The organism is Alishewanella sp. d11 (assembly GCF_049390205.1).
Lineage (GTDB): Bacteria > Pseudomonadota > Gammaproteobacteria > Enterobacterales > Alteromonadaceae > Alishewanella.
Genome location: NZ_CP186547.1, coordinates 637,701 through 650,988, shown reverse-complemented (window position 1 = coordinate 650,988; position 13,288 = coordinate 637,701). Strand labels below are relative to the sequence as shown.

Annotated in this window: 7 protein-coding genes; 1 reads left to right on the top strand and 6 read right to left on the bottom strand. The window is 45.8% G+C overall.

Annotation, left to right across the window (positions count from 1 at the left end; all coding sequences use genetic code 11):
• Positions 1-28 precede the first annotated feature (28 nt).
• From ACO1PK_RS03085 to ACO1PK_RS03075, 3 genes are all read right to left on the bottom strand, one after another.
• Complete coding sequence (locus ACO1PK_RS03085; RefSeq protein ID WP_423187208.1) at positions 29-1,474, bottom strand: YfcC family protein; 1,446 nt, start codon at positions 1,472-1,474, stop codon at positions 29-31.
• Between the two features lie 186 nt (positions 1,475-1,660).
• Positions 1,661-4,750 (bottom strand): M66 family metalloprotease, encoded by a 3,090-nt coding sequence (locus ACO1PK_RS03080; RefSeq protein WP_423187207.1) that lies wholly within the window; start codon positions 4,748-4,750, stop codon positions 1,661-1,663.
• A 216-nt stretch (positions 4,751-4,966) separates the two neighbouring features.
• Entirely contained in the window at positions 4,967-6,322 is a 1,356-nt protein-coding gene (locus ACO1PK_RS03075) for a flavin monoamine oxidase family protein (RefSeq protein ID WP_423187206.1), read from the bottom strand.
• A gap of 204 nt (positions 6,323-6,526) precedes the next feature.
• Here ACO1PK_RS03075 and ACO1PK_RS03070 point away from each other — a divergent pair, with 204 nt between their 5' ends.
• Positions 6,527-8,569 carry a spermidine synthase gene (locus tag ACO1PK_RS03070; RefSeq protein WP_423187205.1) on the top strand — a complete coding sequence of 681 codons (2,043 nt, stop codon included), beginning with the start codon at positions 6,527-6,529 and terminating at the stop codon, positions 8,567-8,569.
• 129 nt (positions 8,570-8,698) lie between these two features.
• On the opposite strand, the gene ACO1PK_RS03065 is transcribed toward ACO1PK_RS03070, so the two are convergent.
• From ACO1PK_RS03065 to yfcC, 3 genes are read right to left on the bottom strand one after another with little or no spacing between them, the layout of a single operon-like run.
• A complete protein-coding gene (locus ACO1PK_RS03065; protein ID WP_423187204.1) occupies positions 8,699-10,549 on the bottom strand; it encodes a cyanophycinase in 1,851 nt (616 codons plus the stop codon).
• Positions 10,550-11,755 (bottom strand): beta-aspartyl-peptidase, encoded by a 1,206-nt coding sequence (gene iadA / locus ACO1PK_RS03060; protein WP_423187203.1) that lies wholly within the window; start codon positions 11,753-11,755, stop codon positions 10,550-10,552.
• 10 nt (positions 11,756-11,765) lie between these two features.
• Complete coding sequence (gene yfcC, locus ACO1PK_RS03055; protein ID WP_423187202.1) at positions 11,766-13,250, bottom strand: putative basic amino acid antiporter YfcC; 1,485 nt, start codon at positions 13,248-13,250, stop codon at positions 11,766-11,768.
• Positions 13,251-13,288: the final 38 nt, after the last annotated feature.

Sequence of the window (13,288 nt, the reverse complement as noted above, 5' to 3'; positions counted from 1 at the left end):
AAGCCAACGCTGAGTATTGTTGTCAGGTTTACTTAGTCACCACCACTGTGGCTGGTGCTTTTTGTGAAACTTGAAGTTCAACCGGTTGCACATCGTCGCCATAGTCAAACATCACGGCCAATACTAATACCACAGACGCGGCCAACATTAATTTAATCATTAGTGGCAAGCAAAAGCGGAACCAGTGGCCATAAGGAATACCGGCAATACCAATAATCCCCATCAAAATGGCGTTGGTGGGAATAATCATATTAGAGAAACCATCTCCAAACTGATAGGCCAAAACGGCTACCTGACGTGGGATCTCAAGTAAATCTGCCAATGGCACCATTAATGGCATAGTGACATAAGCCTGGCCACTGCCAGAAGGAATAAAAAAGTTCAGTAGCGTTTGAATCACTAACATCCCGACTGCGGCCGCTTCCGCACCGACATAAGATAGTGGTAACGACATACCATGCACTAAGGAGTGCAGTACTTGGCCATCTTCTAAGATTAAGGAAATACCGCGGGCGACACCAATCAGCATCGCCGTTGTGGTTAGCTCCATGGCACCTTCAATAAACTTTTTCGCAGCCGTATCTGCAGACACTTTGCCAATAACCGTAACAAACAAACCCCAGGCAATAAAGGCGGCGCCTAGCTCATATAAATACCAGTCATTAACCCGGATATTATAGGCAACCACGCCGATGGTTAAGACAAAGCTAGCCAAAATTAAACGATGGGCAATCGTCAGTTTGGGGTAATCTACCGCGTGTTTATCACCAAGTGGGCAAGGTAAATCTTTTACCATTGAATTATTCGGATCAGCGATAACCTTCTGGGCATAGCTCCACACATGATGAAAACCAATGAGTACAAAGGGTAAAAAGATCGCGGCGCGTAGCGGCCAGCCAGATAAAATAGGAATATCAGCAATTTGCTGCGCGATCAACAAGGTAAAAGGATTCACCGCTGAGATACCATAGCCAATACCGTAACCTGCGACGGTCATGCCTACTGCGGTCATGGCATCTAAACGCATGGCTTTACACAGTGCCACCAAGATCAATACAAAAGGAATATACTCGCCGGCGGTACCGATAAAGCTCGAGGCCATAGCAAAGCAGAAGATCACCATAAAAATCAGCATATGTGGCCGAGTACCAAAGCGCTCTAATAAGCGGCCAATTAACGCATCTACTGTCCCCGTAGCGCGGGCAATGGCGAGCACGCCGCCTAAAATCATCACAAAGAAAATAACATCTTGTGCGGCAGCAAAAGCGCGTGGTATAGCGGTTAGCAATTGCCAAGGGGTTAGGTAGCTACGCTCTTCAACCAAGGCAAAGGTACCCGGCACCACTACCGCTCGGCCATTGGCAAGTGTTTCGGTAGCAAAAAAGCCTTGAGGTACAATCCAGGTCGCGATCATCGCAATCACCATCATGCCAAATAAGAGCGTGAGGGTATGCGGTACTTTAAATTTTCCCATAAATAAACCTTAGCTGTGCGCTTAGCGCATTATTATTGTGTTTTTATCGTAATTAGAGGTAAATAAGACTGCTGCAACCTTAGGTTGCAGCAACAACGCAGCGCAAGTCTAACCTATGCGCTGGATTAGAACAAATATTGACGGTGATTAATCCTGCAGCCAAATTCAAGTAACCCTGTTTAAAAACTATGTTGGTGTTACCAGGAGTGCCATAATCTGTTTAATGTCTTGACCATCAAGCAGTGCCAGCCAAAGTTGCGTATTTTCTGTCACCCCTTCCCATCTTTGGTTTGTGCCTCCATGGCAAGCATAGCTGATAAGCCGGGTATTAGCGCGATCCAAATCTAAACATTGCCCAGATGCTGTATTCTTTATCAGCAAAGGGTTATCGTTGTGTTTGAGCCATCGTTGGCTCGGATTATCTGCTTGGCATTGCCGTAGCATTAGCGCATTACCTTGTTGGGTTAAACACAGCCATGGCTGCGTCGCGTCATGTAACCTGCCTACTGCATCTTGAAACCATGTTGTTCTATCAATTGACTCAACGCTCGACCTTAGTGTTAACGCGACTTGAGTATTTTCCCCAGTACGACCGTCAAAGAATAGGTTATTTCCAAAAATTTCTTCACCTTTTGGCTGTATATCTTCGTCGGTAAGCAGGCCTGTTTTGGCTAGATGCAGCTTTAAACGCATTGCTGTTTCCTGATCGGGTATATTCTCTACCTCTGCGTGGCGTAGCAGTATCTGTGTGGAGACCGCGGCTGCGTTGTAGGTTAACAAGGATGTCAGTTTTGCACTTTGTGCTGGCGACAGAGCAGCAGTTAATTCAGAAAGATCATAACTCGCTACTTTAACTGCTAGCGCAGTGGGTAATACAACAATGTGCTCTGCAAGCTCACTTAATGCATTTTCGATTTCCAAAAATTCACGTTGCTTAAGCTGATTGAAAGCGTGCTCTTGTCCAACAATCGCCAACTCAGGTAATTCAGGGATCTTGCCATCGAAAGCGGTGCGGGTAAGCTCCGTGGTTATTCCATTATGTCGACAGTTCAGTATCGCCAAGGTAGGTTTGAAATCGGCAGGGAGGTTAAGATGAAGTTGGTTAATTGATGACGCATGGTGCCGCGTTGCTGCCACACTAATCGCTTGAGATTCGTTATTTTGATTACTAATCGTTAGCCAACATTGATCGGTGTCGCTATTAAGATCAGGAGCCGGTAAATTAAAAACATTACCATAGTTTCCATGAAATACTGGATAGATGACAGCCTTGTAGCTAATAGGATCATAGCCGCCGAGGATTGTTGCAACAGCCACACCTGTAGCGATGGGGATAGGTCTATTGTTGTTATCTTGAAAATTTCGATATTGCCCATTGAGTAAGTCCCATTTTTTATAACCCGTTGCAAATTGAGCGTCTGCAATGGGAAAAGAGGCGAGATTATTTTGAATGACGCGTGCTGAATAACCGGTGTGGTGGGTGTAACTTGAAAATTGACTATTAGAGTAGCCACCTGACATTGCGTCACGATGATAAGTTCTACTACCATCAGCGTTTAACGTTGCGATATTGCTTCGCAATCTTTTACGATGGGCAATAAATCCCCAGCCACTATCAGCATGGTGTACTGCCCAGCGACCGTCAGATGTCAGCTGTTGACCGGGGTAATGGCCCAAACCATAGGCATGCCCCCATTCATGGCTTGCTTCGTTGCCTTTGGAGTCAATCAGGGTCCCGATTCCATTTCCGCCACTTAGACCATGCAAAATGCGGCCGTTAATATATTGGCCCCATGCGTGATGATTGGTAATTTGTTTAAACAGGTGAGGATATGACTGGCGCATATTGTTACTAGTATAGCCTGAGTCTGCCAGATTTATGCCGGTACTGACCTGAGACTTAGCGACATTTTCACGCATATCACCATTATAAACCGAACCTTCTGTTTGACTCGATTGATCAATATTTTTATCGTAAATTTGTCCGGTAGCGACAATGACTTTATCCAGAATCATGTCGGCATAACTTGCCAAGATTAACTTAGAGGTTGGGATTGTTTGAAAATAATCGGTAGCGGCTAATACGGGATCTCGCAATGTAAAGTGTCCAGACCTATCCTCTGGTGATGTCAGCATACCAAGCCGGATACTTTTCAGCACTAACTGAGAAGCCTCGCCTATTTCAATCGCCTCAGCCAAAAGTGATCCCGTTTTACTATCTGTAATAAAATCAATCGCTAAACCGTTTTTAATAAATTGCCAAGGGATATGCCCCCACCAAGCTTTAGTCGAGTATGTTATGGTACTGCCATTATCTACGTCAGCTAGTGGCAGGGTGTTTGGATGTTTAAGTTGAATAGTTTCAAAAACTTCGCCATGAATTTTTAGATTAGCGCTTAGGCTAGAGATATTCGTATTCTCATCGGGTATGAAGAGAATTAAGGCATCACGCAGAGCGACAAGGTTGGGCATATAGCGGGATTGGGTTTCATCTGTGGTATTTCTATTAAAATTATTATTGGGAGCAACCGAATGCGATTGGATAAACTGCACTTCACCTGATAAAGCACCCGTAAGATCATTTCTAATTAATCGGGGCGCACCGTCATAGTTTTTACTATAAAAATCAATCAAATTTCTTGGCGCATACTGGTTGCTGTCTTTAACAATGATCTCGCCTTGCAGTATCCAAGTGTGCTTATTACTTTTCGCCAACAATGCCACTTTATTGATACCAAGTTGATCTGGGAAGCCCGAAATTGTTCGATTCTTCTCATCAAAAGTCGCCCAACTGGGTAGCTCACCTAAGCTAAAACTTATCTCTACCGAGTCAAAATCCGGATCGATGGTATCTATGTAAGCCGCCGAATGTACTGCTGATGCTAGAGATAAAATTACCCTTTCCGCGGGCACTACCTCAATAGTGAAAGTAAGCGGCGTCGCAAGTTTACCATCGGATGCTGAAATCGTAATATTTTCGTATTTTGCTGCGTCTCCAACACGAGGTATACCACTAAGCTCTCCGGTCACTGTATTGAAATTTAGCCACGCGGGTTTATTGTTTATACTAAAAGTAAGTTGATCATGATCTGGATCTGATACCGTTGGTTTAAATTGGAAAAATTGCTCTTCAACCACGACAGGAGCAACTCCGACTATAACCGGTGCACGGTTAAGCGCTTGAGAGGGAGAATCGTCATTGCTAGAACCACTACCACAACTAGTAAGTATCATTATCGTAGTCGCTAAGAAAACTACTTTTAGATTGCGTAACATTAACAGCTCCCGATTATTATTTTTATAGCGTGTGAAAGGCACCATGCACTGACAACCGCAAAGTTAAAGCAGAAAAAGATCGACTAAACATGGATGAGTTACTTAACAAAAACTACCTAACATACTGAATTGTTGGTTAGCGCCAATAATCTTATCAAAAAAGATATATTTTTCATAATGATAACTTATTCATCAAGGTAGAGTTACCTTTGAGATTTAACCATTCATTATGTTGTTTGCAGCAGTTAAACCACTTAAATATGCGCCGTGGGCGGTGCCAAAATAGTTGCTGCTCGTAGCTTCGCCAGCAAAATACACTTTTTGATTTATACTGTCAGCTAATACGCTTCTATGTTCTGGCTTACTGCCCACGGTATTGAAGGAATAAGCACCCAATGCAAAAGGATCGGATGCCCAGCGGGTAATGATGTAGTCCTGTGGTTCAGGGATCTGCGTGCCAAAAATCTGCCGTAGCGTTTGCATGGCTTCAGCCACTATTTCGCTATCGGTTAAAGTTTCTAATTGGCTACCCTGATCGGCAGCATTAAAGCCCAGCAAAATAGGTAAACCTGCTGCGTGTTGAAAACTGACCCATTGTGCCCACTTACCATGGTTGGTTGGTATGTATTCAAGCCAATCAACATCTTTAGGCCAAAACGCTTGAGCAAAGCGCAGGTAACATTTATTGAGCGTCCCCACTCCGAGCACATCAATAGCTTGTTGTTTTTCTGCAGGTAGCGGTGGAATAAAGTTAACTGCTTGCTGTTTTAATACGCCTAAAGGCAACGTAATAATCACTTTATCGGCTTGAAAAGTGCCACGTGTTGTATGCACCAGCACCTGTTTAGCGCTAGCATCAATAGATATAACTTTTTGATTTAAATGCATATCTAAGTCAGCAGCCAAAGCTTGCGTTAGGGTGTCAAAACCGTGTTTGAATAGTACATCAGTATTGCCAAAGGTTTCGGCTGCATCGAACCAATGGGCAGACGTTTGTGCTAAGGCTCCGGCATATTCTTGTTCAATGCGGGCATTTAGTAAAAAATTAAGCATATTGGTTAGTTGCTTATCCTGGGCGATGTCTTGGTATAGGGCCTTTACCGCGGAGGTAATCGACTGATCACTCGGTAAATCTTGCGCCAGTGCTATTAACTCCGTCAGTCGTAGCTCAAGTTTCTGCAGACTTTCAAGCGCTTTGTTGGTTAATGCTGTGCCATCGGTATGGTATATCTGGCTGTTAGCGGTTGAAGTGGTTAGCAAAGGCGTATTAATTTCGTTAGCAAGTGCGGTAAGCGGATTATGCTCTTTACCGTGAATCCAACTCGCGCCTAAATCTAATGGTGCATCTGGCCATTGCCGACTGGTCCAGATCCTACCACCAATACGATCCCTGGCTTCTAATACCTGCACCTGATAACCAGCAGTTTGTAGCTGCTTTGCCGCCGCGAGGCCGGCTAATCCCGCGCCGATAACAATAACGCGAGTATTGCTAGCGTCGGTTCTACTGCAGGATATAGCAGCGTGACTTAGCGAGAGTAAGGTTAAAAGTTTTATAAAATACCTTCTATCCACGCCAATCCCCCCATTTTGAATGTGCTTAATCTATTAAAGCGTATTTTTTGGTTTAAGATAGCGTTTTAGCAATCCTCGTATAAAGCAAATTATTAAATCTTCTAAAACCTTTCTGTGCACTCTCGTTAATTCAATGAGGCTCAAGCTTGCTCTGGCAGTTGTCATTGTATAGGCTTAGCGTTTTTTCTGCGCCGGAGCTTTGCGTTGCTATTATTTCCTGTGGTGGTGTTTTTAAGTGCTGCATTGTTATTTTTAGTGCAGCCGATGTTAGCTCGCATGTTGCTGCCCTATTTTGGTGGTGGGGCGCAGGTTTGGGCCGCCTGTTTACTGTTTTTTCAAACGCTACTGTTAGCCGGTTATGCCTATGCCCATCTGTTAACGCGGTTTTGTGCCATCCGTCAGCAAGTGCTGCTGCATGCTTTCTTATTGCTGCTTGCGTTAGGGGCCTTGCCTTGGTTGTTACAGCCGGAGTTCGCAACGGCTAGTACTTCTCCTTTAGTCGGCATTTTAGGCGTGTTAGCGCTCACTATCGCGCTACCGTATTTTGTGTTATCGGCTACTGGGCCTTTATTACAATATTGGTTTGCCGCAAAATTTCCGCTGCGTTCGGCGTATCGTTTGTATGCCTTATCCAATTTAGGCTCTTTTGCCGGTTTATTGCTTTATCCCTTTGGGCTGGAGCCTTACTTGGTATTAGCTGAACAGCGCGGATATTGGGCTCTGGGCTTTAGCCTGTTTGTACTGGGCTTATGGTTGCTGTTATGGCAGCTAGTGGCCAACAAGGGCGCTAGCCCATTAATTAAAGTACCGGTAGAGGCATTGACTGTGCAAGGGCAGCCTTGGTTACGCTGGCTAGGGTTATCGGCTGCCGGTGTGGTGTTATTGCTTTCGGTTACACAGCAGCTTACGCAAAATGTGCCGCCGGTGCCGTTTTTATGGATAGTACCTTTGGCTTTGTATTTGCTCAGTTTTACCTTGGTGTTCAATCGCGATAGCTGGTACCAGCGCAGTATCTGGCTGTATTTATTTGCCATTAGTTTGGTGATGGCTCTGGTGCTTTATTATTTGGGGCGGCAGTTTGACTTGTTTTCGCAGCTGCTGCTGTATTTAGTGCTGCTGTTTAGTGGCTGTATGCTGTGTCATGGTGAATTAGCTCGCAGTAAACCGCGGCATGGTGCCTTAACGGCGTTTTACTTAGTGTTGGCTTTGGGCGGCGTCTTGGCTGGCGTTCTAGTCAATTTAGTGGCACCGCTGCTGTTTACCACTTATTGGGAGTTTCCGCTGGTTTTGTTGGCCATTCTTTGGTTGGTCGCGTTGTCAAACTGGCGGCAACAGCCTTTATGGCAAAATGCGCTGGCAACCATTGGCGGCGTGCTATTTATTGGCTGCTTTATCCTCGCCGAGTTGGCTTTGGGTCAGCATGATGTGGCGAAAAGTCGCAATTTCTATGGCAGTTTAACGGTGCGAGATGTATCGATTGCGGGTGAATGGCAGCGTCAGCTTATTGATGGCACCACTAGCCATGGCGCACAATATTTAACAGATGAACGCGCGCAAACGCCTCTGAGCTATTATCGTCCGGGCACCGGTGTTGCCTTAGCGATAGCACATTTTTTACCTGCCGATCCCACTAGAACGCCACAGCAACTGCAATCTCGACGACTGGGGTTGGTCGGGCTGGGCGCGGGTGCGCTGGCAGCTTATGGTCGAGCTGGGGATCAGCTGCATTTTTATGAAATTAATCCTGCGGTCATTGCTGCTGCGCAGCAGCATTTTAGTTATGTGGCGGACAGTGCCGCAGAGGTGCAGATCCATCTAGGGGATGCCCGTTTGGTCTTGGCGGAGCAGCTAATAGCACAGGGCGGTAACGCCTTTGATGTTTTAGTGCTGGATGCCTTTAGTAGTGATGCCATTCCCATACATTTACTGACGGCAGAAGCCATGCAGCTTTACTGGCAGCATTTGCTGCCAGATGGGGTATTGGCGGTGCATATCTCAAATAATTATTTAGATTTAAGCAGCGTGCTGCGTAACCACGCTACAGCGCTTGGGCTAACAGCGCTATTTATTCCCACGGCGGCTGATCAGCATAACCCTGCCGCCACCGAGTGGGTGTTGCTCAGTCGTAATGCCCGTTTTTTAGCCCAACCCGAGATTATGCAAGCGGTACGCCCTTGGCCAAGGCCACTCAAACCCGAGCTGCAATGGACGGATCAGCACAGTAATTTATTTCAGGTGTTAAAGTAGTTTTTAGGCATGCTGGAGATTTGAACAGAAGCATTAGCTGAACTAGTGACCCCAACAAACAAAAAAATCGGCCGCAGCATAGCTGCGGCTTAACATAAAAAAGTACTTTTCAAGTAAAAAGCGATGGGCTTATTGCTCTGTGGTAATGCGTAACCGTTGTGTTGTGGTGAAACCACCATTGGGTGCTTGTAAGCAAGGTGCGAGATTACTAACACGAATTAAATAAGGTGGTTCACTTAACGTTGCGGCAGCAAAGTTACTTTGACAGAGTGAGTGGCTTAAACTGCGATAATGATCGCGACTAAATAATGGGCTTTTACTCTGTAAAGGCGCATTATTATTGGTCAAGGTTGTTTTGTCTGGTGCAGGTAATAAGCTCAGTTTATCATTTTGCCAGATAGCTTTATCACCATTGCTTAAGCTAAAGGTATGAGCAATAAGTTGTTGTGGTGTGCTTTCTTGCTGTAATTCACTGATATAGACTTCTGCTGCACCTGTAACCGCCAATTGCACTATACCTTGCGCTTGCAAGCTTAAATCGACGAGTAGGGCGGTGGCCTCATCCACACCAAAGCCAAACCGAGTTTGTGTTGCCTGTTGTAATACTAATAAGCGAGCTTGACGGCCACGTTCTGCAAAATGCGTGTCTAAGATACCCAGTGGGAATAAGCCTAAACCACCTGCTGCGGTATAAGTTAGCTGGCGCTCACTTATTCCCTCAGGGCAACGTTGCTCTTTAGCACAGCCAGGCCAAGGTGCAGCCCCAGCTTTGGCAGCATATTGCAAAGCATGATAACTGTCCCCATTACTTATCATGGGCACAGCGCTGTTGCTGCTCACTGAGTAAAGCTGGCTGCCACTCATTACCGCAGTACCGGCACTGGTGCCACCGACCAATAAACGTTGTTGCTGGATCCCCGCGAAAATCGCTGCCAGTTCAGGCGTAGGAGTGCCATCAGCATAACGTAACGCTTGATAAGTTAAGCTTTGATCACCCCCATTAAAGAAAATACCGTCTGCATCTTCAATTAACTTGACTAATTCGCTGTGACCTTTGCGGCACAGTTGCAGTTTTTGGTTAAACAAATCGGCGTAGATTTGTTCGCGCCGATAACTACCATGCAGGGTTGCTAAATATTGCGGTAACGCGGCACAGTTTTCCTCTGTGAGTGCTTGTTGTAAGGCGGCAGTTAGCGGTAACCACTGTGTTTTTGCACCCGCTTGCCGAAACACATCTAGATAAAAATCCACCGCGTTAAAGGGGTCGCGAGATGACGCGGTGACCACCAGTACTTTAGCTTGTGTTCGTCCTTTGGCTTGCGCTTTTTCTGTGGCTAATTGCACAAATTGCCGATACAACTCCGCTGATGCAAGATGGGTTGTTTGCGCTAAATCAACCTGTTCAGTTAAACGGTATTTGCCATCTTGGCTCAAGGTGGGGACTTCTAAATAATCAAGTACGCTATTTAGCTCCCGCTCGGACAGTGCTTGCCATAACGCTTCCCCGTTCATGGCTAATTCCGAACTGGCAGGGGCTTGCCGCCATAATGCAATAAGCTCGGTTTCGCTAAGCAGCGTGTTGTGAGTTTGGCTTAGGCGAGTAAATAGCTGCAGTAAATGCTGTTGTAATGGTTTGCGCTCCGCTACAAATAGCTCGGCAGTTTCGAACAACTGTAAGGTTGTCGGATGGAGTAAATACGCATTACTGCTTTTCGCCAGTTGATTAAAGTTAGCTTGTTCGTGACAACTACGACGCGACATAGAACTGCAAGTCGCTATACCTCCACCCATTAGCATTAAATCATATTTTGCCAATGGTATTAGCGGTGTATGCTCTGCTATCAAGGCTTCTTGTAATGTTGTGGTAGTCTCTGTAGCAGCAACATCTTGCGTGGTTGCTACACTAACTGGTGCTGCCTGTAACAGACCATGACTAAGCAATAAACTTGTTATAAAAAACGAACTGCAAGACAAACGCATCTAACCTCCTGTTGCGCAGTGCTGCGGCTTTTCAAAAGTGCCAAAAACGGTCGCTTTACCATTGCTCACCAAGGTTTTACCTTTAGCGATCACGGTGTGTAATGATAAATCCTGGCGATTAAGCAATAGCATATCAGCATCCTTACCAACTGTAAGCTGGCCTTTGTGCTTTAATCCTAAAACCTGTGCGGGTGCTGCAGTGATACTTGTTAGGGCATCAGCAAAATTTACATTTAAATCTAACACCGCAGTTTGCAGCGCAGCTAACAAACTACTGACTTTACCTACTTCTAAACCTATTAACTCACCTTGCACATTGTATACGGGCAGGCTGGCGTTACCATCTGAACTCATAGTAAGTTGCATCGGAGATATCCCTGCTTGCAAAGCGCGACTGAGCGCGACCGCAGCGGCGACTTCGCCATGTTGAATATCATAGTCAGTTGTACTGGTCGTGAAATCAATTACACCACCCGCTCGGGCAAAGTCTAAACCTGCTTGAAATAAGGCTTCGTTGCGATTGATATGCGTAGGATAAAACTGCTTTAGCGTAAGCTCACTGCCGTTCACTGCGTCAAATAAAGGCTGCAGTAAGCTGGCACCACTGCCAACATGGACACTGACAATGCCGCCTTTACCCGCAAGCATGCCGCCAACGCGAGCTGCCGCGGCCACTTTACGGATCTCTGCAATAGTAGGCTGGGATGAACGGTGATCGCTGATGGCGATTTCCCCAACACCGATGATTTTATCTATTAAGATCAAATCGTCGGTAATATTGCCAGTGAGGGTACGACAAGGAATTTCATAAGAGCCGGTATGGCAATATGTACTGATCCCTTCTGTTTCCAAGGCATGTGCCTTGGCGAGTAAATTGGTTAAGGTGCGGGTTGTAGCATCGGTTCCCAGAACACCAATAGCGGTAGTAACACCCGCTAGGGTGGCATCAGTCAATTGCATTTCTGGCGTTCGTGTAGCGAATCCACCTTCGCCGCCACCGCCAATATAATGTACTAACGAATCTACAAAGCCTGGGACTAAAAGCTTGTCACTACCGTCTAGTACGGTGATAGGTAAGTTGGTATTGTTAAGTACTAAGTTGTCGCTAATGGCAGCAATACGGCAGCCTGCAATTAACACATCTTTGATTCCTAGCGTGTTAGGGGCGAACACATTGGCCCCTTTAATCAGGATTATCTGTTCCAAAATAACCTCGTTATTGATAATTGATTGCTACAGCAAGCAGCATAAAGGCGCTGGCTAAGGCAAATAAGCAAAGCTGGAGTTTCCAAACAAATTTTAACCAAACTGTCCAATCAACTCTTACCACGCCTAAGCAGCCAATCAGCGCAGCAGATGTTGGAATGATACAGTTGGTCAGGCCATCGCCAAGCTGAAAAGCCAGTACCGCAATTTGCCTCGATAACCCCAGCATGTCGGAAAGTGGCGCTATTAATGGCATTGTCAATGCGGCCTGACCTGATCCCGAGGCGACAAAAAAATTAAAAATCGATTGCATAACCAGCATTAACCAAGCAGATAGCCAAGCGGGTAAATCGCCAAGTGCCTGTCCAGAATAAAATAATAAAGTATTCAAGACCGAGGGTGACTCTGGATTATCACCTCCTAAGATCAAGACGATGCCTTTTGCCATACCGACAATCAGGGCTGCGGGTAATAATTCAGCTGCACCTTGTTTAAAGCCCTCTGCCGCGTCATTAACCGTAAAACGTTTGCCGATCACCGCGATAGCGGCAATAACTACACCAATGGTAAAAAATTGGCTGGCAATTTCCGGTATGTAGTACTCGCGCTGAGTCACCCCCCAGATGATCCAGAACAGTCCCAAGAAAAAGACGGTTAAAATCACGCTATCTAACGCATTGTATTCATTACGCACCGTTGCGCTTTGCTGCTGGCGTAAACGTTGATCTGTGTTATAGCTTAGAGAGCTTTGTGGCGAAGCCTTTATTTTGGCGGCATAGCGCAGGGTGTAAATCATGCCAAACAGGGTAAACACTAGCCACATCGCTATGCGGAAATCTTGGCCTGATAACAATGGGATGTTGGCAATACCCTGTGCAATGGAGACATTAAAGGGGTTCATCCAAGAGGTAGCAAAACCAATTTGCGTTGCCACATAAGTCACCAGCACCGTGGTAATAGCATCATAACCCAGTGCCAGCATCAGTGGCAGTAGAATAATACAAAAAGCGATCGCTTCTTCACCCATACCAAAGACGGCACCGCCTAAGGAAAATAAGCCAAAGAGTAGGGGAATAAACAAGAACTCAGAGTTTTTGGTTTTATCTATTAATGCCAAAATACCATTATGGATAGCACCCGTTTTCATAATGATACCAAAGGCGCCGCCAGTAAGCAGAATAAAGGCGACGACACCAACGGCCGATCCCCATTTATTGCCTGACACCATGCCTTCAAACGCATAATTAAAAAAGCCTATGCCACCCCCTTCAGCAAACAGCGGCACACCTGTGTGATCTTCGTTGGCAAACTGAAAACTAGCAGGATCGAGTTTACCTTTGGTTTTTGCAGCACCTGCGCTTTCTGCTACCGTTTCGGTTAAAGCAAAGCTGCCAGCAGGGACTAAATGTGAGGCTAGGGCAGCCAAAATCATCACAAAAAATAGGATGACAAAGGCATCCGGCATACTGGCCGGTTGTTTGTTTGGTTCAGTCATAACGTTAACCTGTCAGTTAGGCTGCCGGTGTGAACCGG

Bases quoted from the DNA above. Each gene is read 5' to 3' on its own strand.
- ACO1PK_RS03085 (WP_423187208.1), bottom strand. From the start codon at position 1,474: ATGGGAAAATTTAAAGTACCGCATACCCTCACGCTCTTATTTGGCATG.
- ACO1PK_RS03080 (WP_423187207.1), bottom strand. From the start codon at position 4,750: ATGTTACGCAATCTAAAAGTAGTTTTCTTAGCGACTACGATAATGATA.
- ACO1PK_RS03065 (WP_423187204.1), bottom strand. From the start codon at position 10,549: ATGCGTTTGTCTTGCAGTTCGTTTTTTATAACAAGTTTATTGCTTAGT.
- yfcC (WP_423187202.1), bottom strand. From the start codon at position 13,250: ATGACTGAACCAAACAAACAACCGGCCAGTATGCCGGATGCCTTTGTC.